The following is a 22,637-nucleotide window of genomic DNA, read 5'->3' as shown; positions in this document are numbered from 1 at the left end:
TACAGGTCATGCGCCTCCTGAGCGGCCCGCGCGACCGCCGCGACGACGGCCGCCAGATCCACCGTCATTCGAAGGCGCGGCTGCTTGCGGCGCGGGCGCGGAGCCGGCCACATTCGACTGGTAGTCCTTGTAGGTCTTGATCCAGTTCATGCAGTTGGGATCGGTGCCGTTGAGCACATTGGCGGCGTGAACGGCTTCCATTTCCTGCGGACGGCAAGGATTCATGATCGCCGAGGTCATGCCGGCGCCGATCACCATCGGAATGAAACCGGCATTGATGCCGTGCCGATGAGGGATGCCGAAGGAAATGTTGGACAGACCGCAGGTGGTGTTGACCTTGAGTTCATGGCGCAGCCGATGCAGCAGGGCAAACACCTGGCGGCCAGCGTCGCCAAGGGCGCCGATCGGCATCACCAGCGGATCGACAACCACATCATGGGCCGGAATGCCGAAATCGGCGCAACGCTCAACGATCTTCTTGGCAACGGCGAAACGCACGTCAGGATCCATCGAAATGCCGGTTTCGTCATTGGAAATTGCCACCACCGGCACATCATATTTCTTGATCAGTGGCAGAATGGCTTCGAGCTTTTCCTCCTCGCCGGTGACCGAGTTGACCAGTGGTCTGCCCTTGGCGACCTTCAGAGCGGCCTCGATAGCTGCGGTAACGGAACTGTCGATGGACAGCGGCACATCGACCAGATCCTGAACGATCTGCAACGTCTGAACCAGAAGTCCGGGTTCGGTTTCGTTCGGGTTGACGGACGTAACGCCAGCATTGACGTCGAGCATGGAGGCACCGGCGGCGACCTGTGCCAGCGCGTCCTTGATGACGGTTTCGAAATTACCCTCGATCATCTCCGCGGCCAGCTTCTTGCGGCCGGTCGGATTGATGCGCTCGCCGATCACGCAGAAGGGCTGATCAAAGCCGATAATCAGTTCACGGGTGGCTGAGGCGACGATGGTACGTGTCATGTGCGATCCTTGCTGTCAGGACATAAAGATTTCTTTATATGATTATAGGAGGTCGGCGAAGGATGCAAGCCTCGGGTTCATTCGACGGTCTCCGTATCGCCGGCAGCGCCCGCCAGTTCATGCGGGCTTTGGCGTGGTTCATCAAGGATTTCCTCCATGCGCGCGGCGACCATTTCGTCACCCAAGTTCGGTTCCTTGCGCCACGGCCGACGGTCCTTGAGTACACCTGATTCGTGCACGATTTCGGCGACGAACTCTTCCTGGCGGTAAGCCATGACGTGAATGCCGGAAACGCCTTCGATTTCCTTGACCTCGTTGATTATGTCGATGCAGATCCGCTTGCCTTCGGCCTTCTGGTCCTGGGCGCCTTCCAGCCGCTCGATGATGGCATCGGGAATATGCACGCCGGGCACGTTCGATCGCATCCATTTGGCTGTCCGTGCAGAAGCCAGCGGACCGACGCCGCACATGATGAAACATTCCTTGTGAAGCCCGAGATCACGCACTTGCTGCATGTAGTGTCTGAACATCGGTACGTCGTAGCAATACTGGCTCTGCACAAATTGTGCGCCGGCAGCGATCTTCTTGGCTAATCGCAGCGGTCGGAAATCGTGCGGCGGGGCAAAGGGATTGACCGCCGCACCGAGAAACAGGGCCGGCGCGGTGGTGAGCTTGCGGCCTGAAAGGAATTTCGAATTGTCGCGCATGATCCGGATGGTTTCGAGCAACGACATGCAATCGAGATCGAACACCGGCTTGGCGCCGGGCTGGTCGCCGGCCTGGACGCCGTCGCCGGTCAGACAGAGCACGTTCTGCACCCCCATGGCCGAGGCGCCCAGCACATCTCCCTGGATGGCGATGCGGTTCCGGTCACGGCAGGAAATCTGCAGGATCGGGGCATAGCCCATGCGGGTCAGCAGTGCGCAGATGCCGACCGAAGACATGTGGGCGTTGGCGCCCGATGCGTCGACGGCGTTGATGCCATCGACCCAGCCGTCGAAGATCGCCGCGCGCTCATACACATCCTGCGGGTTGGCGCTGTCGGGCGGGTTGAGTTCTGCAGTGACTGCGAATTCGCCGCGCCGCAAAATGCGTTCAAGTCGGCCATAGGAGGAATGGCCGGGCAACGGCTCGAGCGGCGCGCTGGGATCCTGCGGATTGGTATCGACCTGGTTCACTGGCCCGCCTCCGGTTGAGCCGACAGTTCCCGCTCGGCAGCGGCATTGGCGGTGACGCGCAACCATGACGAGGTTTGTCCCAGAGCCTGATCCACTGGTTTCTGGACATTGAGGATGTTGTCGCGCTCCTGCATCTTTTGCGCCCCCGACCAGGCTTGCACCCAGACGCAGGGCATGTCCGGCTCGACTTCACAATGGCCGTTGGCGCGGACCCCGCCGCAGGGCCCGTTGCGCAGTTGCTTGGGGCAATTCATCGGGCAGGACATGCCGGTTGAGGACAGCACACACTGGCCGCACATCCGGCAGTCAAACAGCAAGCCCTTGACGTGTTTTTCGATGAACTTGATCGGCGCTTCGGCGCGCTGGTAGCCAACCACCTTCCACATCGGATGCAGCATCAGAAACACTTTGGCTAACCGCGCATAAAACCATTCGAGCGCGCGCGCGTGGCGCACAGACCAGAGCCGAATGGCAAAGCGGCGCGCATTGCGCCGCGTCGCCGAGACGCCAGATGGTTTATAGGCAATCTTCCGGGCTGCCTTCTTGTTGAGGCTTGCCTGTGTGGTAGTGGTCGGCGCGTCAGCCATGGCTCTCCCTGCCTCCGCCCTTGACCAGGGCGACCAGTCGCTCCTTGTCGTAGGCGGTTTCCAGCTCTGCCGCGGCGCTCTCCGCCTCGGCTTCAAGATCGTCGGAGACTTCTACCGGATCAGCGCGACGCCAATCGGCGAGGTAATCATCGGTTTCAGCCGCGCCGGTGCGCATGGCGCACATGTCGATGGCTTCGGTGAACCGCAATGACAGTTCGCGCTTTGCGGTGGTGCGTCCTTTCTTGACGATCACCTGGGCAGGAATGTCGCGCCAGTAGACGATGATGCGGTTGGCCATGAAGTTCTCCTCGAGAGTTACAATGCGCATGGTGGAAATTCGCCGCTTCGCTGACGACGACGCGCGGAGCGTCAAAAACGACCTGCCGGTTTTGGCTGGCTGGCGAAGCGATGGTGCGGTGTCTATCAGATCCCCATCGGGGGGCGTCAAGTATTTGCCTCTACCAGATCTTTCTGGTCAGGCCGGTCCATAGATAGGTCCAGATTGGCGGGTGAAACCGTTGCACAGAGGGCAGGGTGCTGGCTTTCGGCGTCAGCCTGCCGGTGAGGGCGTCCTCGACCGCGCGGATGGCAATGTCGCGCGAACCGGCAGCCATCGCCATCGCGTCGGTGAGCAGTGATTCGCGCGGATCGGGGGAGAGAAAAGCCTGATAGAGGATGTCGCCGGTGTCGACGCCGGCATCAACCAGGTGGACCGTTGTGCCGTAGTTGGCTTGGTCACCGGACGCGCGCGCCCACCAGCCGCCGGCAAGCCCGCGGTATTTGGGGTTGATGCCGGAATGGTAGTTGAGCACCGGGCAGGGGATGGCGGCAAGCGTGGCGCGGTTGAGCATGCGGCAGCTTGCCAGGAAAACCACCTCGGGTTGCCTCGTGGTGATCAGCGCCCGGCAATCCTCGCCATTGGCCGATGATACCGGCGTGACCGGAACAGTAGGCGATGGTTCGGTGTTCAGGCTATGGTGCTGAATGATCTCGGCTTCGCGGGCTTTGACAAAACGCTTGCCGAAGCGCGACACAGACATGGTTAGAAACTGGCCTGCGGTTTCAAACCAGCCGATCTTGCGGGCCCGCCGCCTGAGGAACAGAGCTTTGGATTCGGGCTGTTCGAGGGCTACTTCGGTGCCGCCGAAGCGCTCAGCGAGTGCGTTGATGATGACCCAGGGGTAGGGGCCGCCCGCGGTGATGACGAGGATTTTCGGTGCCGTGGCCATGTGAGCTCCCATATATGGCGTCGCTCAAGACTACAGCATCTCCGGTTAAGATCCGGCTATCGAACGATGTTCTAAAACAGCTGCATCAGCAAGGCGCCGGTGGCTGCGATCACCAATCCGGCGACACCGATCGCGATAATGCCGGCAACCACGCCGACCAGCAGGCAATTGCCGTCACGCTCGGTGTGGGCGACGCCAAGCACCGCGATGGCAAAGGCCGGCGGCCAGTTGCCGAAAGGAATCGGCAAGACGCAGGTGATGGCGAGTAGCAGTGTGAAAATTCCAAACAATCGTTCCCGCACCGGGCCGTCGAGCGGCCAGTTGCGTGGCCGCACCCAGGTTTCGGCACGGCGCAGCCAGGGCGAGACCCGCGTCACCATCCGCTGGAAGGTGGAGCGGTCAACGGCGTAATCGGCAAGCGCGCGCGGCAACCAGACCTTGTCGTAACCGATCACCAGTTGCCAGGCGACGAAAACCATCGGCAAGCCGAGCACCATGGTTGCGCCCGGCGGCAGTGGAATGAGATTCGGTAAAGCGAAGACCAGCAGAAACGCACCAAAAGAACGGTCGTTCAGAGCTGTGGCAATTTCGCGCATGCTTACCCGTTCGCCCGCGTCGCGTGCCAGCCGTTCGAGCAGGTCGGACAATTTTTCGGGGTGACGGTGGGCGCCCGCGGCGATTGCCGGAACAGACGATGCGAGGGACTGCGAACTCACTGGGAAAATCCGTACTTTGATGTTGCCCTTACATCTAAGCACGGATTGCTTAAAAAATATGGCAGAAACTGGAAATCAGCCGCGGCAGCGGGATTTAGTTTTCAACCGGCGACCTGCGCCCCGTCGGCTCAAAGTGGCCTGAGGGCATCGGTCAGATCGCCGTAACCGGTCATGCGTTTTTCGTAGCGCAGCCCAAGGCGCTCGGCTAAGGCGCGGGCCAGGCGTTCAAGCTCGGGATCGTCGGTTTGCGCCAGGTAGAGCGCCCGTTCGTAGTGGCCGAAATAGGTTTCACGCAGTTCCGGAAAGCGATCGAGCCCGAGTGGTTTGATGAGGAACGCCTCGAAATGGCGGGCGAGAAAATCCGTGATGAAAAATGTCATCATTATCTCGTCGCCGACCTGTTCGAAGGCCTGGTTGCCTATGTAGAAGGAAAAACAATGCGGCCCGGCAATCCGCTCCACTGCGTGTGCGGCGCAGACCTTGTCGAGTTCGCCGCCGGTTCCGCAGTCGGCATAGCCAATGAAAATGTGCTCATAACCTTCTTCGCGCGCCTTGCGGATGGCGAGATCTACGGCCGGGGCGATGCGGTCGGGATAGTGATGGTAGTTGGCATCGATGCATTTGAGATCGACGTGGTCGTGACCGAGCTGCGCATTTACCGCCAGCACCTCGCGGGCAATCATGCCGCAGGCGATGACCCGCACCTTTTTGCGGGGTGGGGTTTGGTTTGTTTCCGGATCTGCCATCGAATCGCCTTTCACCACATGCAGGGTTCAGGCTTCAAGCAATTCTAGGAGAATCATCGGGCCATGACGCCATTCAAGATTACAACAATTCTCGTTCTTGCCCTGACACTGGCTTCCTGCGCCAATACGATACGCGGTATTGGTCGCGACGTTAATGATTCAGCCAATGCTGTTGGCGACGCAGTCGCCGGCAACTAACGCAGGTTGCTTTCAAGGCATATTGCTTGGTGGCAATCGTGCTGCATCAACTGCGACCCGGAACGCCTGGCGTTCCGGGCAGTAGGGTTCTAGTTCGAAGCGGCAGTCGCCATCAGGTTGTGACGTCGCTTGATCATGTCCTTGGCAGTTTCTACTGCGACCGCTGCGTCGCGGCAATAGGCATCGGCGCCAACGGCCTTGCCGAATTCCTCGTTGAGCGGCGCGCCGCCGACCAGCACGATGTAATCATCGCGGATGCCCTTTTCCTTCATCGTGTCGATGACGACCTTCATGTAGGGCATGGTGGTGGTCAAAAGCGCCGACATGCCGAGAATGTCGGGCTGCTCACGCTCGATCGCATCGATATATTTCTCGACCGAATTGTTGATGCCGAGGTCGATGACGTCGAAGCCCGCGCCTTCCATCATCATGCCGACAAGGTTCTTGCCGATGTCGTGAATGTCGCCCTTGACGGTGCCGATCACCATCTTGCCGAGTTTCGGCGCGCCGGTTTCAATCAGCAGCGGGCGCAAGATGAACATGCCTGCCTTCATGGCGTTGGCGCTCATCAGCACCTCCGGCACGAACAGGATGCCGTCGCGAAAATCTTCCCCGACGATTCGCATGCCTTCGACGAGAGCCTGGGTCAGCAGATCATAGGGTGTCCAGCCGCGACTGAGGAGGATGTTGGTGCCTTCCTCAATCTCTTCCTTCAGCCCGTCATACAGATCGTCGTGCATCTGCTGGACAAGTTCATCATCAGAGAGTTCGGAAAGGACGATTTCTTCATCAGACATGGAATTCTCCCTTTGTACCCTTATCCAGCCGCGCGGCGTACCGGATCCACCCTGCATAGCGATATAGCGGTTCGTTTGCAAAAAGTTCCTTGAAAACGACGCACATATCTGAAAATGCGACGGTGCCTTCGAGCAGCTATTCCTGCAGCGCCAAGGCTTGGCGCATAAAGGCAGGTGCGCAAGACGGTTTTGACTAGCATGGATCATACAGCGCGATGGTGCGTCAATCCAGAATATGCAGGCTTTTGATGGCTCAGTCAGACACTCAATCCACAACAGATCCGGTTCAAGCAGCAATCCCTGAGGCTTCTCCTGAAGGTTCCTCCGGACGACGGGGCAAGGGCGCCGCAGGCAGGCGCGCGCAACGGTCAGGCGGTGGGCCAGGCCAATCGATGCCGTTCATCATGCGCAAGGTTGGCGTTTATGAAGTGCTCGATGAGGAAGCCCTGAACCTGATCGAAACCAACGCCGACACGGTGCTCGAGGAAATCGGCATCGAGTTCCGCGATGACGCCGAGGCGTTGCAGCTGTGGCGCGAAGCGGGCGCAGACGTGAAGGGCGAACGGGTTCGCTTTCCCAAAGGCCTGTGCCGGCAATTGCTACAGACCGCGCCGGAGATTTTTACCCAGCACGCGCGCAACCCGGCCCGCTCGGTGCAGATCGGCGGCAAGGCGACCGTGTTCGCGCCGGTTTACGGCCCGCCCTTCGTGCGCGACCTGGATGGCGAGCGACGCTATGCGACGATCGAGGATTTCCGCAATTTCGTGAAGCTGGCCTATATGGCACCGGCGATGCACCATTCCGGTGGCACCGTCTGCGAGCCGGTCGATGTGCCGGTCAACAAGCGCCATTTCGACATGGTTTACAGCCATATGAAATACAGCGACAAGCCGTTCATGGGGTCGGTCACCGCGCCGGAACGCGCCGAAGACACGGTGGAGATGTGCAAGATTCTGTTCGGTGCGGAATTTGTCGACCAGAATTGCGTCACGCTCAACCTGATCAATGCCAACTCTCCAATGGTGTTTGACGAAACCATGCTGGGCGCGCTCAAGGTCTATGCCCGCAACAACCAGGCCTGCGTGGTCTCGCCCTTCATTCTTGCCGGCGCCATGAGCCCGGTGACGGTGATCGGCACGCTGACCCAGATTCTGGCGGAAGTGCTTGCCGGGGCCGCGTTCACGCAGCTCGTGCGGCCGGGCGCACCGGTGCTGTTTGGTACTTTCGCAGCCTCGATTTCGATGCAGTCGGGTGCGCCGACCTTCGGCACGCCGGAACCGTCGCTAGTTTCTTATGGCGCCGCGCAGCTGGCGCGACGGCTGAAACTGCCGTTCCGCACCGGCGGATCGCTGTGCGGCTCCAAGGTTGTCGATGCACAGGCTGCCCATGAGAGTGCCTCAACACTCAACATGACGCTGCTGGCTGGCACCAATTTTGCGCTGCATTCGGCGGGTTGGCTCGAAGGCGGGCTGGTCAGTTCCTATGAAAAATTCATGATCGATGTCGATCAGTTGGGCATGCAGCAACGTTTTGCCCAGGGCGTCGACCTGTCGGAGACCGGTCAGGCGATGGATGCTATTGCCGAAGTGGGGCCGGGCAACCATTATCTCGGTTGTGCCCATACCCAGGCCAATTTCCAGAAAGCGTTCTTCCGTTCGTCGCTGGCTGACAACAATTCCTATGAGCAATGGCTGGCCGAGGGCGAAAAGCGCATCGAGGAACGCGCCCGGGCGCTGTGCCGGTCGTGGCTCGACAGCTATGTTGCCCCCGATCTCGATCCGGCGATCGACGAGGCGCTTCTGGCCTTCATGCGCGAGCGCAAGGAATCGATGCCCGACGCGTTCACTTGAACACAGCCCGCTCAAGCCAGGGAGACAGGCGCACAGGAAAAAGTTGCTGACCTCATTCATAAAGAGGTCTGGCGCTCTGCGTTTCGTGACGGCAAACCCGGTGGATGAGCCCCATGCCGGAAAGCGCTTCAACCCGCGCGCTTGAGAATGCGCTGGCGGACAACGGGCTTCGTCTGCGCGGGTGGATCCGGCTGGACGCGGCCAGTGCACCCATAATGGCGGAAGGCGCTGCTGCGTCGGCGCTGTGTCTTGTCGGCCATGCCGGTGGCGAATTCTGGCCGTCCTTTGCAGAGTGGTGCAATCAACACCCCGGGATCGCAGATCCGCTTGATAGCTGGTCAAAAGCGGTCATTGCGCCGATTGCGGCGGCGGCCGGCGGTGAAGCGGTGTTTCCGTCAGACCGGCCGTGGCATCCGTTCCAGCAATGGGCGATGGCGGCTGAAGGGCTCAAGGCCTCGCCGCTGGGGATGCTCATTCATCCCGAGTTCGGGCTCTAGCACGGCTACCGCGTCGCCATCCTGTTTGGTGCGGAGGCGGCCGCCAGCTTCGGCCTGACTGAGATAATAAGGGCGCAAATTCGCGCAAGCCCTCACCCCTGCGATAGCTGTGTGGACAAGCCCTGCCTGTCGCGGTGCCCGGTTGGTGCGTTTACACATGATGGGCTGGCTGTATCGACCTGTCGTGAGTATCTGGCATCTGACAATGGGAAACAGGGCTGCATGGTTTCAGGCTGTTTGGCCCGCGAAGCCTGTCCGGTGGGGCCAAAATACCGTTATGGTGGGGCGCAGATGCGATTTCACATGGCGGCTTTTGCATAAAAGTTGACGCGGCACCCAAGGATTGCCGATATCGTATCGTCAAAGCTTGGGTGATGGAGATGCGTGCCGGCATGAACTTGAGTACCCGGATCGACGACCCGGCGGATAATACGCTGGCTGTGCGCGCATCGGATGGCGACCGGGCAGCCTTTGCGCTGCTGGTCGAACGCCACTACGATTTCATCCATCGCGTGGCATGGAAATGGTGCCGCGACCGGTCGGCGGCAGAGGATATCGCCCAGAATGTCTGTCTTCGGCTTGGATTTGCGATCCGCAACTGGCGCAACGAGAGCGCTTTTACAACGTGGCTTTATCGCCTGACCATCAACGCGGCCCATGACCATGCGCGAGCGGCGGCGCGCGACAGGCGCAAGTCGGTGGCATGGTCGGTCCATGCAGGGGCTCTCGGTGAGGCGACAGAGGCGTATGACGCAAGTGACAGCGATCATGTTTGGGCTGCGGTCCGTGGTCTACCGGTGAAACAACGCGATGCAATGCTGCTGGTTTACGGCGAGGAGTTGAGCCACGCTGATGCGGCGGCGGTTATGGGCTGCGCCGAAAGCACGGTTTCCTATCATTTGCACACCGCGCGGAAGCGGTTGAAATCCCTTCTGGGCGAGGCCGGAGACGAGCGATGATCGATAAAGATCTCAAGAGACTGGCACGAAATCCGCGGGCGCCGCTGGAAGATGCCAAACGCCAGGCGCTGGATGTGGCGATGCGGGCCTATGACCGGGCCGGACAAGAAAAACCTCAAGCCACCCAAGGATCAGCCGCGGGTGGACGTCTTACCCATATCGCAACCTCGATATGGAGTGGACTGATGAAACAACGCTACATGGTAGGCTCGGCCCTTGCCACATTGATGATCCTGCCGGCAGCGGGCTATGTCGCCTGGCAGGTTTCGAAGGATTACACTGGCTGGCGGCCAGGGCTGTCGACTTTGTTGGAAGCGGATAGCGCTGCCAGCCCCGAGGCGACGATTGACGATAAAGCCACGCCGCGTTCTGAACCGACGGAAATGGAGCGCGCGGTTACCGCCCAGCCGGAAATGGCTCCGGCGCCGCGGCCATCCGCGCAGGCACTGGCCAAGCGCGCCTTCAAGCCGAACGGCGCGGTGTCAGGCGAAGCGGTCGGGCAGCCATTGGCAGGTCTCGCGCGGCAGGATTTTACGGCCCAACCCAATCGGCAGTCGTTTAGCGTTGTGGACAAGTACGATTCCAAACAGGTGCAAGACGGCGAAGGCGACATGGTGCAGGGTTTTGAAAGCAATCCCGTCAAATCCGTGGCTGAAGAACCGGTCTCGACCTTCTCCGCCGATGTCGATACGGCGTCCTACGCATTGATGCGCCGGGCGTTAAAGCAAGGAACGTTCCCCGATCCACGGACGATCCGGGTCGAAGAACTGGTCAATTATTTTCCCTATAATTATCCCGCTCCGGCCGACGCGGCGACACCTTTCCGAGCCTCCGTGACAGTGACGCCCACACCGTGGAATGAACACACCAAGCTTTTGCATGTGGGGGTGAAGGGATACGAGCTTCCGGCTACTGAGCGGCCGCGCGCCAACCTGGTGTTTCTGGTTGATGTTTCCGGTTCGATGAATGCGGCGGACAAGCTGCCGCTCTTGAAATCGGCCTTCCGGCTTATGGTCAACAAGCTTGATCCGGACGACACGGTATCGATCGCCACCTATGCCGGGGAAGCGGGAACCGTGCTGGAGCCGACCAGGGTTGCCAACAAGCAAGAGATTTTCGATGCGATGGAGCAGCTTCGCCCGGACGGCTCGACCGCCGGCGCAGAGGGACTGGAGGAAGCTTACCGATTGGCTGAAAAAGGTTTCATCAAAGGTGGTGTAAACCGGGTGATGCTGGCCACCGACGGCGATTTCAATGTCGGCCCGAGTGACGATGACGCCTTGAAGACGTTGATCGAGGCCAAGCGCGAGAGCGGCGTCTTCCTGTCGGTGTTCGGTTTTGGCCAGGGCAATTACAATGACCAGTTGATGCAGACGATTGCCCAGAATGGCAATGGCGTGGCTGCCTATATCGACACATTGTCGGAAGCCCAGAAGACATTGGTGCAGGAAGCCTCGGCGTCGCTGTTTCCGATCGCCTCGGACGTCAAGTTCCAGATCGAGTTCAACCCGGAGACGGTCGCCGAATATCGCCAGATCGGCTTCGAGACGCGGGCACTCAACCGCGAGGATTTCAACAATGACCGGGTGGATGCAGGCGAGATCGGATCTGGCCACACTGTGACGGCAATCTATGAAATCACCCCGGTTGAAAGCCCGGCGGTGCTCAACAGCGATTTGCGGTATGGCGCCCCAGCGACCGAGGCTGAGACCGAGACTGCGGCGGAGACCCGGCACGGCGACGAATATGCGTTTGTAAAAATGCGCGCAAAGGTGCCGGGCGAAGCGCAAAGCGAGCTTACGGAAATTCCGGTGACCACCGGGAACGAAGTCGACAGTTTTGACGCTGCCCCGGAAGATGTCCGGTTTTCGATAGCCGTCGCCGCGTTCGGACAGAAATTGCGCAAGGATGATGCGGTTTCACTCTATGGCTATAGCGCGATCGAGAAGGCCGCAGCTGACGCGCGTGGTTCCGACCCGTTCGGCTACCGCGCCGAATTCCTTCAACTGGTGCGGCTTGCGCTGGGGCTGGATCGGTAACCCATCCAACCCGCATCCGGCCGTCTGGTCGTGCTGTGTTGCAGCCAGCTGTTGCACTGATGTTTCGGTCGACGCCCAAAATGCCGGCCGAAACCCGGCCGAACGTAATAGTCTCGATCGGGTTAAGTCTTACCATGCGCATCTTATAGTCCAGCAAATTCAAAGAGATACTTGATGCGCCAGTATCGGTATTTGTGCTGTCTCTTGTAAAAGATATATCTTTGCATAGATAATACGATATAAAGTGCTAACGATTATATGAAAGGATTCCAATATGTTTGGAATGCACAGACACAGATGCCACGGCGATACACGTCATTTCTCTGGTCCCGAGGGATCAGGTGGGCGTGGCGGCGGTGGACGTGGTGGCCCGTTTGGACGCCATCGCGGCGGTCCGTTTGGTGGTCGGGGCAAGCGCATGTTCGACGCCGGCGCGCTGCGGCTGGTGGTTCTCGGCCTGATCGCCGAGCAACCGCGCCACGGCTACGATATCATCAAGGCCTTGGAAGCCCGCTTCCAGGGAGCCTACAGCCCAAGCCCCGGGGCGATCTATCCGATGCTGCAGATGCTGGAGGAAGCCGATCTGGTATCTTCACAGATGCAGGGCGCGAAGAAGCTCTTTGCTATTACCGAGGAGGGGCGGGCCTATCTCGAGGAAAACCGCGTCGATCTTGACCGGATCAATGCACAGATCGACGAAGCGTCGGAAGAAATTCAGGGTGTGTCGCTGGGGGCCGAATTCCGTGCCTTGCGCAAGACGCTGTTCCGCCAGGTGCGAAGTGGCGGTTTTTCCGCCGAACAGGCCCAGCAGGCGCTGGAAATCCTGAAGAAGGCCCGCGGCGACATCGAGGCCTTGCAGGACTGAAATTGGGTGCGGCGACAATTCTGCACCGAAAGCCTGGACAGGACAAGCAAAAGGCCGGTGCATGTGCGCCGGCCTTTTGCTGTGATTGCGTTGGTATGGATTAGATTCAGCTGCGACGGCGACGCTCGCGACCGGGGGCCTTGTTGTCGGCGGCCACGGTATTGCGCATCGGGCCGATGCGTTCGACGATTTCCTCGACCGTCGGGCGTGTTGCCTTGGTGTGGCCGTCAATCGCTTGGCGCATGGCGGCAAGGTGCTCGCAGGATGTGCCGCAGCAACCGCCGATGATGCGGGCGCCGCTGTCGATTGCCATCCGGGCGTAATCGGCCATCAGTGGCGGGGTGCCGGAGTAATGGATTTCGGCGCCACGGAATTCGGGAATGCCGCAATTGCCCTTGACGACGACGACAGCTTCGGGATCGGCATCGGTCATGTCGAGCAGCGAAGAAAGGATGTCGGAGGCACCGACGCCGCAATTGGCGCCAACGGCAAACGGGCCGTCGCCGATATCCTTGGCAAGTGAATGAATGTCGCGCGGATGCACGCCCATCATGGTCTTGCCGGCGGTGTCGAAGGAGCCGGTGTAGACATAGGGCAGTTCATGGCGCACCGCGGCTTCGGCGGCGGCGCGGATTTCGTCGGTGGCTGACATGGTTTCAATCCAGACGACATCAATGCCGCCGGCCTTGAGGCCCTCTATCTGCTCGGAAAAGGATTCGATGGCTGCTTCGTAGGTCATCGCACCCAGCGGCACGAGCAGGTCACCGGTCGGGCCAACGGAGCCAGCGACAATGACCTTGCGCGGCGCCTTGTCAGCGACGGCGCGGGCGATCTCGGCAGCCTTCTTGTTGAGTGCATACACCCGGTCGTGGGCCTCGTGCAGCTTCAAGCGGTTGCGGGTGCCGCCAAAGGAATTGGTGAGAATGATGTCGGAACCGGCGTCGACAAAATCCTGGTGCAGCTTGGTGATTTTCTCCGGCGCTGTTTCCAGCCACATTTCCGGGGCCTCGCCTGATTCCAGACCCATGGCGAAAAGATTGGTGCCGGTGGCGCCGTCGGCGAGCAGGACGCCCTTTTCAGCCAGCAAGTCGGCAAGCGGATTGGAAACGGGCATTGAGTTCTCCTTTACAGGGTGGCGTCCGGTCGGACGCGCAAGGGCCGCTGCAAGCTGATCAAGGGATGCTGCAGGTCGCCGTGCAAAGGGCGGGATACAGCACATCATACATAGTGTGATGCGATACGTATAAAGATATGCTTATATCATTGCAACAAGCTTGCCGGTCTGAACATAAAAAAACCGCGGGCGATTAACTCGCCCGCGGGATCTTTCGATTGATCAGTTTCCGCACTGTTGCCTTGCGCGGAGTGAAAGCAATCAGGCTGCTGCGGCTGACTCATGATCCACTGGCGTCACCATGGCGGCGATGACATCGCGGATGTCGATGTTGCCGATCGGTTTACCGGAAGCATCGGTGACATGGGCAGTCGATGCGTTGGTGTCAGTCATTTTCTTGGCAGCGACCTCAAGCACCGAACCGGCGGCAACCGGCATGCCTTTCGGCTCGCCCGACAGCGGGGTCATCACCATGTCGATGGTGATCACACGACCGCGGTTGACCTCGCGGACAAAGCTCGAGATGTACTCGTCGGCAGGGTGCAGCACGATTTCCTGCTTGGTGCCCTGCTGGACCACTTCACCATCGCGCAGAATGGCAATGCGGTCACCAAGGCGCAACGCCTCGTCGAGATCGTGGGTGATGAAGACGACGGTCTTGCGGATTTCCTTCTGCAGATCCAGCAGCACGGTCTGCATGTCCATGCGGATAAGCGGATCGAGCGCCGAGAAGGCTTCATCCATCAACAGGATCGGCGCATCATTGGTCAGCGCCCGGGCAAGGCCCACGCGCTGCTGCATTCCGCCCGAAAGTTGATTGGGGTAGTTGTCCTCAAAGCCGTCAAGGCCGACGCGGGTAATCCAGCGCCGCGCCTGGGTTTCCTGTTCTTCACGCGGCAGGCCCTGGATTTCCAGGCCATAGACCGCATTCTCAAGCACCGTGCGGTGCGGCAGAAGCGCGAACTTCTGGAACACCATGGCGGTCTTGTGGCGACGGAACTCGCGAAGTTCGTTCTCGTTCATCTTGACGACATCTTCATCGCCGACAATGACTTCGCCAGCGGTCGGATCGATCAGCCGGTTGATATGGCGGATCAGCGTGGACTTGCCGGATCCGGACAGACCCATGACAACCTGGATGCCGCCGCCGGGCATGTCGATGTTGATGTCCTTGAGACCGAGCACATGATTGTGTTTGTCGTTGAGCTCGGTCTTGGTCATGCCGCCCTTGACGGCGTCGATATAGGCTTCCGGATTGGGTCCGAAAATCTTGTACAGATTGCGAACGCTAATTCCGATTTCAGCGGATTGCTCAACCATGGACCACCTCTAGATGCTTCTGCAACCGCTTGCCGTAGGCTTGGCTGGTACGGTCAAAGATGATGGCGATGCCGACAATGGCGAGGCCGTTGAAAATACCCAGTGTGAAGTACTGGTTCGAAATTGCCTTGAGCACAGGAAGACCGAGACCCTGAACGCCGATCATCGAGGCGACCACGACCATGGCGAGCGCCATCATGATGGTCTGGTTGACGCCAGCCATGATGGTCGGCAATGCCAGCGGCATCTGCACGTTCTTGAGCCGCTGCCAGTTGGACGACCCGAATGCGTCAGCCGCTTCGAGCACATCCTTGTCGACCAGGCGAATACCGAGATTGGTCAGGCGGATGATCGGCGGAATGGCGTAGACCATCACGGCGATCAGGCCGGGAACGCGACCGATGCCGAGCAACATGACAACAGGAATGAGGTAGACGAAACTCGGCATGGTCTGCATCACGTCGAGGATCGGATTGAGGACGGCCTGGATCCGATTGGACCGGCCCATGAGAATGCCGATGGGAATGCCGACAATGATGGCAAGTATCGTCGCCACCACCGTCATGGCGATGGTTTTCATCGTGTCTTCCCACATGTCGAAATAGCCGATCAGCAACAATGTGATCACGACTCCGATGGTGATCTTGGTGCTGCGGCTCGCCAGCCATGCGATGACTGCGAAGGCAAGGATAACGAGCGGCCAGGGTGAGCTGGTGAGCAATTGCTCGACGCGATACATGAACCACTGAACCGGGTAGAGGGCGGTTTCAAACATATCGCCATTGGCCCGGGTGAAATCGCGAAACGCGAAATCGATCGCCTTTTTAAGCGCGGTTAGTCTGTCGGTGTCCATGGCGGGGAATTTAGTGAGCCAATCCATATTCACGCTCCAAATACGGTGAAATAATTTGTGCCAATCGCAAAGCGATCAGCAATGCATCGCTGCCTTCCGCTTGACGAATGCACCAATTGGCGCGTGCCCCGTTTCAGGCCCCCAGAAAACTGCGGCTGCGTGTGATCGCGGCCGACCTGATCTGGATATAAGTGTGGCGGACCTGAGCCCGCCACACTGTAAGCAATGGCTTACATCACTGCCTTCTTGACTTTTTCGGCAGCTTCCGGCGAAACCCACTTTGTCCAGATATCCTCATTTTCCTTGAGGAAGTGACGGGCACCGGCTTCACCTGTTGCCTGGTTGTCGGCCATCCAGGCAAGCAGCTTGTTGACCGTGGAGTTAGGCCAGCTGCGGTTTGCAAGATAGTCGTAGGCTGGTCCTGCGCGTTCCTTGAATTCCGCGGTCACGACCGTATAGACTTCAGACTTCGACCAGGCGTTCTTCACGGGATCCGGGCAATCGGTGATCGAGGTGCAACGATCCCATTCTTCCTTGTTGTGTTCGACGCCATGGTCGAGCTTGACCATTTCGTACTTGCCGAGGATGGCAGTCGGCGCCCAGTAGTAGCCGAGCCACGGCTTTTCGCTTTCGTAGGCCTTGGCGATCGAGCCGTCGAGGCCGGCAGCGGAACCGGTTTCAACCGTTACCCAGCCCTTTTCTTCAGCGCCGTAGGCCTTGAAGAGGTTGGTGGTGATGATGCGGCAGCCCCATCCTTCAGGACAGTTGTAAACGCCACCCTTGCCTTCGTTTTCCATGCCAGGCGCCGGAAACAGCTCCGGGTGTGCCAGTGCATCGTCGATGGTCTTGATGTCTGGGTGCTTGTCAGAGAAATATTTCGGGATCCACCAACCTTCGACGCCGCCATCGCTGAGCGATTCGGATGCGTAAAACAGCTTGCCTTCAGCAACGGCTGCATCGAGCAGGGTGCGCAGCGAATTGATCCAGGCTTCCGGAGCAACATCCGGTTCCTGCTTCTCGATCATGGAGGTAAGTGTCGGGGTCGTGTCACCAGCGACCAGTTCGGCCTGGCAACCATAGCCTTCCGACAGGATGACTTCGTCGATATTGGCGAGAACTTCGGCCGAAGCCCAGTTCATGTTTGCGATCGTAACGCGACCGCATTCGCTGTGCGAGGCGGCTTGAGCGACGCCTGCGTAGCCCATAAGGCCCATGGCGAGAACGGTGGAAGCGAGAAGCTTCTTCATGTGTAAGACCTCCCAGTCTCATGTTTGCAGTGTTTGTTCCACTTTTCGACAAATCCGGTCACTGCTCATACCGGATGCCCATGGAATTGAAGGCGTGTCGCCTCTCGGCCATTGAAGACCAATCAATACGTCGAAAATGACGCAATGACGACATCCAGCAGCGCAAAACCGACCAGCGGAACTCTGTCGCCGGCCGATGCGCGTTTGAACTGCCACGGTTAAGGGTAAGGACTTGGCGCGAGAAATCAACTGCAGCATAAAGAAATCGCATCTGCAGTGCAGCATTGGGCAGATTTGCCTGAATTGAATTCCGGCGGGCCGAATAAAATGCACGATTCACGTTTGCTTAGGATTTCAATAACTGTCCGGTAAGGTTGTCTGGGTTAAACCTCTTCTCACGGCGGGGGACAACCGCCGAACACCCCGGATTAGGTACTGCGTACCGGGATGTCGCGAACCTCGCGTGTACTTGTGGGGACGCCAGGCGTATTTTTTGGCAAACCGTTCGGATCTCAGGGTCCGGACGGTTTTCGCATTGGAGAGCCGGCAGCGCCAGAACCTGCTTTCGCCGCTAACAGATCTACAAAAGAAAAGGCCGGACGATTGCTCGTCCAGCCACATTATATTGCCGGTGTGCTCCGATCTGGAGCGGACATTGTCGCCAGTTTCAGCCTGCCGAATAGGTCCGGATGAAGTTGCTCAAGCCAACCAGCCTGCTCTTTGCCTTCGGGTTGGGAGTCGGAAGCACGTTATTCCATGCGATTTGAACGCTATTGGCATTATTGAACACGTAGAGCATCGCTAAAGTCCTTCCGAATTGGTGTCTGTGGCAGGTCTGAATCGCACCTGTAATCTGGTTCTGCTCTAGGCTGATCAGGGGAGCCGGGCGGGATCAAATCCGCCATCGGATGTCGCAATTCAGACGCCCGATAATTTTCCGCTGCCGAATTTTGGAATGCGGTTAAAGCGTGGTTAACAAAGGGTGCCGCAGGCCTCTTTCAGTAAGCTCTCAGGGGTGCTATCGCAGCGGGCATGACCAGGGCGTTGATGTTACAGGGAACCGGATCGGATGTTGGCAAAACCGTGCTTGTCGCGGGGTTTTGTAGGCTTGCCGCCAATCATGGATTGAGGGTGCGGCCGTTCAAACCGCAAAACATGTCCAACAACGCTGCTGTCGCCGATGACGGTGGCGAAATTGGCCGGGCACAATGGCTGCAGGCCCTAGCCTGCCGGACGCCAGCGAGCGTTCACATGAACCCGGTGTTGCTCAAGCCGCAGTCGGAAACCGGGTCGCAAATCGTCGTCCAGGGCAAGGTTGCAGGCCATGCCCGCGGTCGCGATTACCAACAGCTGAAGCCGAAACTGCTGGCGGCAGTGCTGGAAAGCTTCGCGGTGGTCAGCGCCGAGGCCGATCTGGTGCTCGTCGAAGGCGCTGGGTCACCGGGGAAATCAATCTGCGCGCCGGCGATATCGCCAATATGGGATTCGCGACAGCGGCGAAGGTGCCGGTGGTGCTGGTTGGTGACATTGACCGGGGTGGGGTGATCGCATCGCTGGTGGGCACGCACACGATTCTTCCCGACGAGGACCGGGCAATGATCGTCGGCTACCTGATCAACAAGTTCCGCGGTGACGTGAGCCTGTTCGACGATGGTATTTCTGCGATTGCGAAGTTTACCGGCTGGCCGTGCCTAGGGGTGATTCCCTGGCTCGCACCGGCGGCGCGGCTGCCGGCCGAGGATTCGGTGGCGCTGGAGCGGTTGGTGCAGGCAACGACTGGCGGACTGAAGATTGCGGTGCCGATGCTGTCGCGGATCGCCAATTTCGATGATTTCGACCCCCTCAAAGCCGAACCCGGGGTCAATCTGGTGTTCGTGCGGCCCGGCGAACGGTTGCCAGAGGATGCATGTTTGGTGGTTCTCCCCGGATCCAAGTCGACGATTGCCGATCTTGCCGATTTTCGTAGGCAGGGATGGGACCGGGATCTGATGGCGCATCATCGCCGCGGCGGCCACATCATCGGCATCTGCGGCGGCTACCAGATGCTGGGCCGACAGGTCAGCGATCCTCACGGGCTAGAGGGGGGCGAGAGTGTCGCCGTCGGGCTCGGTCTGCTCGACATTGAAACCGAGTTGGCGCCGGAGAAGACGGTGCGTAACATTGACGCACGATCGGCTGAACACGACGTTTTGCTGTCTGGCTACGAGATTCATCTGGGGGTGAGTCGGGGTAACGATTGCGCGCGGCCGATGACCATTCTCGATGGCCGTCCCGATGGCGCGATCTCAGCCGACGGGCGTGTTTCAGGTACCTATCTGCATGGATTGTTTGATTCTGACATCTACCGGGAGCGGCTGCTTGCCAGGTTCGGGGTCAGCGGCGGCACTCGCAATCACCGGGACGAGGTTGACGCGGCGCTCGATGCCATCGCAGCCGATCTTGACCGTCTGGTGGGATTTGACCGTCTGATGCAGGCGACGTCACCAATCGGGCGTTGAGGGCCAAGACGGGTTGCAATGGCGATTGACACTCATCTGCGGCGGCCCTATCAATTGAGATTGGAATGGTTCCAGAAACTCAGGTTGGGTTTCCGGATCAAAAGGGAATGCGACGGGATGGACCCAAACAGGGCATCTTTATCGCAGCCGACCCCGCGACTGTAGAGCGGCGAGGCGAATGTCACCGGCCCGGGTGGCCAGAGTGGCGGATGACAATGGTGTTTTCCTGCTCACTTGAAGCTCCGGACCGGACAAGCCACTGACGTGGCGGCATGATCAATCGGCGCGGACGCCTCTTTGTCTACGAATCGTCCCGTTTTCATGACCGCATTGACGTTGGGAAGGCCGGCATTTGCTGATGTTGACGGCAACGTTGACGTGACCCGCGAGCCAGGAGACCTGCCATTCGCACCGGTTGAGAGCCGGACCTTCGGAAGAAACCTTCTTCCGAAGTCACTCACGGAGGTTGTCATGTCTGCTAAAACCCAAACTCTTTCCCTGACCGATCGCATCGGCGCACGCACCGTTGCCGGCCTGATGGCATTGGTCGTCGGTTCGATCCTTGTGTTCGGCGTTGGCCTTGCCAATTCGCAGACGCTGCACGACGCAGCGCACGACACAAGGCATTCCTACGGCTTTCCCTGCCACTAAGGGATTGATATCATGATTGTCAGGTTGCTCCTGGCGGCTCTTGCCGCCGGGCTCATTGCCGGTATGGTGATGACGCCCGCTCAATATACAAGAATCGTGCCGCTGATCCTGCAGGCAGAAACCTATGAAAACGGCGATGCCGGCCACGCTCACGGCGTTGCCGAAACCGACGGCGCTGCGGTTGCCGCGCATGACCACGGCGAAGAGGAAACTGTTCTCGGATTTGGCCGGCTGGGTAACACCGTTCTGGCCAATCTGGTCGCGGGCGCAGGCTTTGCGTTGCTGCTTGCCGCTGTTGCGCTGCTGACCGGGATCGAGTTTCCCGCTGGCCGCGATGCCGTGGTGCGGGGCTTGATGCTTGGTGCAGCCGGCTGGTTCAGTGTGCAATTGGCGCCGGCATTCAGCCTGCCGCCGGCCGTACCCGGATTCCCCTATGCCGATCTTGGCACCCGGCAGGAATGGTGGGTAATCGCGGTGGCAGCCTCCGCGCTGGGGCTCTGGCTGATCGTGCAAAGACCGGAATGGATCGCCAAGGCGCTCGGAGTGATCGTGATTGCAGCGCCGCATTTCTGGGGCTCTCCAGTGCCCGAGGATCTGTCGAGCAATGTGCCGGCCTATATTGCCTCCGCCTATGCGGCAGCGTCGCTGGCCACCACATTGTTTTTCTGGCTGGTGCTTGGTGGCTTGCTGGGGCTGTTCATGTCGCGGGTGCCCCCGGACCAGACGGCGTGACCAGCGGCCTGACGCCAGTCACGCTGGTGCTGGGTGGCGCACGGTCGGGCAAATCCGCATTCGCCGAATCGCTGTTGGAGGCATCGTCGCCGACGCGGCTATACCTTGCCACCGGCCAGGCCTGGGATGAGGAGATGCGGACGCGTATCGCTGCCCACCGGGATCGGCGCGGAGCGGGCTGGGAAACCATCGAGGCGCCGGTTGATCTGGTTCAGGCGCTGGAAGCCCACGCCCGGGCTGAGCGCCCGGTTCTTGTCGATTGCCTGACCTTGTGGGTGACCAATTTGATGCTTGGCGAACACGATATCGATGCGGCATTCGAAAAGCTTGCTGCAGTACTTCCGGGCCTCAAAGGCCCTGTGGTTTTCGTCTCCAATGAGGTGGGGCTCGGGATCGTGCCGGAAAACGCCATGGCGCGGGCTTTTCGCGATCACGCCGGCCGCCTCCACCAGTTAATCGCGGGCCTTGCCGACGACGTGTTTTTCGTCGCCGCCGGCCTGCCACTCAAAATGAAGGGGTGACCCCATGATTGCTTCGAAAATTCCCGCCACCGTGATCACCGGCTTTCTCGGCGCCGGCAAGACCACGCTGATCCGGCACATGCTGGCCAATGCCAAGGGCAAGCGGATTGCGCTGATCATCAATGAATTCGGCGATCTCGGCGTGGATGGCGACGTGCTGAAGGGTTGTGGCGACGAGGTCTGCTCAGAAGACGACATCGTTGAGCTGACCAATGGCTGTATCTGCTGCACGGTGGCTGATGATTTCATTCCGACCATGGAAAAGCTGCTGGCGCGCGACAACCGACCCGATCACATCGTCATCGAGACCTCCGGCCTGGCGCTGCCGCAACCGCTGGTCGCTGCCTTTAATTGGCCGGGAATCAAGACCCAGGTGACCGTCGATGGCGTCGTCACGGTGGTCGACAGCGCCGCGGTGGCGGCGGGACGGTTTGCCGATGATCATGGCAAGCTCGACGCGCAACGCCTAGCCGATCAGGGGCTTGACCATGAAAGTCCGCTTGAAGAACTGTTCGAGGATCAGCTCACCGCGGCGGACCTGATCGTTCTCAACAAGACAGATCTCATCAGTGCCGCCGATCTTGAGGGCGTGCGCGCCGGAATTGCCGGGCACCTGACCCGCAAGCCGATCTTCATCGAGGCGCGGCAGGGCGAGGTGGCGCCGGAAGTGCTTCTCGGGCTTGGTGTCGGCACCGAAGACGACATCGGCAACCGCAAATCGCACCATGAGCGCGAGCACGAAGCCGGCGAAGATCATGATCACAACCATGACGAATTCGAGAGCTTCGTGGTCTCGTTCGGTCCGGTCAACGACCCGGCAGCGTTTGCTGAAGGCCTGAAATCGGTGATCGTCAGCCATGATATTCTGCGGCTCAAGGGGTTTGCCGACATCGCCGGCAAGCCGATGCGGATGGTGGTGCAGGCTGTCGGCAACCGCATCGACACCCATTTCGATCGGCCCTGGAGCAAGGCGGAAACCCGCGAAACCAGGCTCGTCGTCATCGGTCTGCATGATATCGACCAGGCCGCAATCAGCGCCGAGCTGACCGCGCTGGCGGGCTGATC

General features: G+C 59.6%; 21 protein-coding genes, 2 pseudogenes and 1 riboswitch. Of the genes and pseudogenes, 11 read left to right on the top strand and 12 right to left on the bottom strand.

What is annotated here, in order from left to right:
* Positions 1 to 6: 6 nt before the first annotated feature.
* The 7 genes from OEG84_RS08510 to OEG84_RS08480 form a co-directional block, all read right to left on the bottom strand.
* Positions 7 to 975 (bottom strand): methyltetrahydrofolate cobalamin methyltransferase, encoded by a 969-nt coding sequence (locus OEG84_RS08510; protein ID WP_267653352.1) that lies wholly within the window; start codon positions 973 to 975, stop codon positions 7 to 9.
* Positions 976 to 1,052: 77 nt separating this feature from the next.
* On the bottom strand, positions 1,053 to 2,153 hold the full coding sequence (locus tag OEG84_RS08505; RefSeq protein ID WP_267653351.1) for a methylenetetrahydrofolate reductase: 1,101 nt from the start codon (positions 2,151 to 2,153) through the stop codon (positions 1,053 to 1,055).
* Positions 2,150 to 2,740 carry a methylenetetrahydrofolate reductase C-terminal domain-containing protein gene (locus tag OEG84_RS08500; RefSeq protein WP_267653350.1) on the bottom strand — a complete coding sequence of 197 codons (591 nt, stop codon included), beginning with the start codon at positions 2,738 to 2,740 and terminating at the stop codon, positions 2,150 to 2,152. Before OEG84_RS08500 ends, OEG84_RS08505 begins: the two co-directional genes overlap by 4 nt.
* Positions 2,733 to 3,038 (bottom strand): virulence factor, encoded by a 306-nt coding sequence (locus tag OEG84_RS08495; RefSeq protein ID WP_267656129.1) that lies wholly within the window; start codon positions 3,036 to 3,038, stop codon positions 2,733 to 2,735. The genes OEG84_RS08500 and OEG84_RS08495 overlap by 8 nt, the downstream gene beginning before the upstream one ends.
* 160 nt (positions 3,039 to 3,198) lie before the next feature.
* The gene (locus tag OEG84_RS08490) at positions 3,199 to 3,969 is read right to left on the bottom strand and encodes a formyl transferase (RefSeq protein WP_267653349.1); all 771 of its coding nucleotides are present in this window, start codon (positions 3,967 to 3,969) and stop codon (positions 3,199 to 3,201) included.
* A gap of 71 nt (positions 3,970 to 4,040) precedes the next feature.
* A complete protein-coding gene (locus OEG84_RS08485; protein WP_267653348.1) occupies positions 4,041 to 4,685 on the bottom strand; it encodes an exopolysaccharide biosynthesis protein in 645 nt (214 codons plus the stop codon).
* Between the two features lie 128 nt (positions 4,686 to 4,813).
* Positions 4,814 to 5,431, bottom strand: a complete 618-nt coding sequence (locus OEG84_RS08480; protein WP_267653347.1) for a DUF1638 domain-containing protein — start codon at positions 5,429 to 5,431, stop codon at positions 4,814 to 4,816.
* A gap of 63 nt (positions 5,432 to 5,494) precedes the next feature.
* On the opposite strand from OEG84_RS08480, the gene OEG84_RS08475 reads away from it, so the two are divergent.
* Positions 5,495 to 5,629 (top strand): entericidin EcnAB, encoded by a 135-nt coding sequence (locus tag OEG84_RS08475; protein WP_267653345.1) that lies wholly within the window; start codon positions 5,495 to 5,497, stop codon positions 5,627 to 5,629.
* 89 nt (positions 5,630 to 5,718) lie between these two features.
* On the opposite strand, the gene OEG84_RS08470 is transcribed toward OEG84_RS08475, so the two are convergent.
* Positions 5,719 to 6,426, bottom strand: coding sequence for a corrinoid protein (locus tag OEG84_RS08470; RefSeq protein WP_267653344.1), 708 nt, complete (start codon positions 6,424 to 6,426; stop codon positions 5,719 to 5,721).
* Positions 6,427 to 6,674: 248 nt separating this feature from the next.
* On the opposite strand from OEG84_RS08470, the gene OEG84_RS08465 reads away from it, so the two are divergent.
* From OEG84_RS08465 to OEG84_RS08445, 5 genes and pseudogenes are all read left to right on the top strand, one after another.
* Entirely contained in the window at positions 6,675 to 8,276 is a 1,602-nt protein-coding gene (locus OEG84_RS08465) for a trimethylamine methyltransferase family protein (RefSeq protein WP_267653343.1), read from the top strand.
* Between the two features lie 113 nt (positions 8,277 to 8,389).
* Positions 8,390 to 9,094, top strand: a pseudogene (locus tag OEG84_RS25475) (ferredoxin).
* 71 nt (positions 9,095 to 9,165) lie between these two features.
* Positions 9,166 to 9,732 (top strand): RNA polymerase sigma factor, encoded by a 567-nt coding sequence (locus OEG84_RS08455; RefSeq protein WP_267653342.1) that lies wholly within the window; start codon positions 9,166 to 9,168, stop codon positions 9,730 to 9,732.
* A complete protein-coding gene (locus OEG84_RS08450; RefSeq protein ID WP_425602903.1) occupies positions 9,732 to 11,771 on the top strand; it encodes a vWA domain-containing protein in 2,040 nt (679 codons plus the stop codon). Before OEG84_RS08455 ends, OEG84_RS08450 begins: the two co-directional genes overlap by 1 nt.
* 283 nt (positions 11,772 to 12,054) lie before the next feature.
* On the top strand, positions 12,055 to 12,636 hold the full coding sequence (locus OEG84_RS08445; RefSeq protein WP_267653340.1) for a PadR family transcriptional regulator: 582 nt from the start codon (positions 12,055 to 12,057) through the stop codon (positions 12,634 to 12,636).
* Positions 12,637 to 12,742: 106 nt separating this feature from the next.
* On the opposite strand, the gene bmt is transcribed toward OEG84_RS08445, so the two are convergent.
* The 4 genes from bmt to OEG84_RS08425 form a co-directional block, all read right to left on the bottom strand.
* Entirely contained in the window at positions 12,743 to 13,750 is a 1,008-nt protein-coding gene (bmt, locus tag OEG84_RS08440; protein ID WP_267653339.1) for a betaine--homocysteine S-methyltransferase, read from the bottom strand.
* Positions 13,751 to 14,011: 261 nt separating this feature from the next.
* Positions 14,012 to 15,070, bottom strand: a complete 1,059-nt coding sequence (locus tag OEG84_RS08435) for a quaternary amine ABC transporter ATP-binding protein (RefSeq protein WP_267653338.1) — start codon at positions 15,068 to 15,070, stop codon at positions 14,012 to 14,014.
* Positions 15,063 to 15,950 carry an ABC transporter permease gene (locus OEG84_RS08430; protein WP_267653337.1) on the bottom strand — a complete coding sequence of 296 codons (888 nt, stop codon included), beginning with the start codon at positions 15,948 to 15,950 and terminating at the stop codon, positions 15,063 to 15,065. The genes OEG84_RS08435 and OEG84_RS08430 overlap by 8 nt, the downstream gene beginning before the upstream one ends.
* 203 nt (positions 15,951 to 16,153) lie before the next feature.
* Entirely contained in the window at positions 16,154 to 17,170 is a 1,017-nt protein-coding gene (locus OEG84_RS08425) for an ABC transporter substrate-binding protein (protein ID WP_267653336.1), read from the bottom strand.
* A 1,032-nt stretch (positions 17,171 to 18,202) separates the two neighbouring features.
* Between OEG84_RS08425 and OEG84_RS08420 the strand changes: the two are divergent.
* The 5 genes and pseudogenes from OEG84_RS08420 (at position 18,203) to cobW (ending at position 22,635) form a co-directional block, all read left to right on the top strand.
* Positions 18,203 to 19,668: pseudogene (locus tag OEG84_RS08420) on the top strand (cobyric acid synthase).
* 49 nt (positions 19,669 to 19,717) lie between these two features.
* Positions 19,718 to 20,089: riboswitch (cobalamin riboswitch) on the top strand.
* Positions 20,090 to 20,139: 50 nt separating this feature from the next.
* Entirely contained in the window at positions 20,140 to 20,319 is a 180-nt protein-coding gene (locus tag OEG84_RS08415; RefSeq protein ID WP_267653335.1) for a CbtB domain-containing protein, read from the top strand.
* Between the two features lie 12 nt (positions 20,320 to 20,331).
* Positions 20,332 to 21,051 carry a CbtA family protein gene (locus tag OEG84_RS08410; protein WP_267653334.1) on the top strand — a complete coding sequence of 240 codons (720 nt, stop codon included), beginning with the start codon at positions 20,332 to 20,334 and terminating at the stop codon, positions 21,049 to 21,051.
* Positions 21,048 to 21,572 (top strand): bifunctional adenosylcobinamide kinase/adenosylcobinamide-phosphate guanylyltransferase, encoded by a 525-nt coding sequence (gene cobU, locus OEG84_RS08405; protein WP_267653333.1) that lies wholly within the window; start codon positions 21,048 to 21,050, stop codon positions 21,570 to 21,572. The genes OEG84_RS08410 and cobU overlap by 4 nt, the downstream gene beginning before the upstream one ends.
* Before the next feature lie 4 nt (positions 21,573 to 21,576).
* Positions 21,577 to 22,635, top strand: a complete 1,059-nt coding sequence (gene cobW / locus OEG84_RS08400; RefSeq protein ID WP_267653332.1) for a cobalamin biosynthesis protein CobW — start codon at positions 21,577 to 21,579, stop codon at positions 22,633 to 22,635.
* The last annotated feature ends 2 nt before the right edge of the window (positions 22,636 to 22,637 follow it).

This window comes from Hoeflea algicola, from assembly GCF_026619415.1.
Lineage (GTDB): Bacteria > Pseudomonadota > Alphaproteobacteria > Rhizobiales > Rhizobiaceae > Hoeflea > Hoeflea algicola.
The sequence above is the reverse complement of the archived record's forward strand: the minus strand, read 5'-3'. Positions and strand labels throughout refer to the sequence as shown.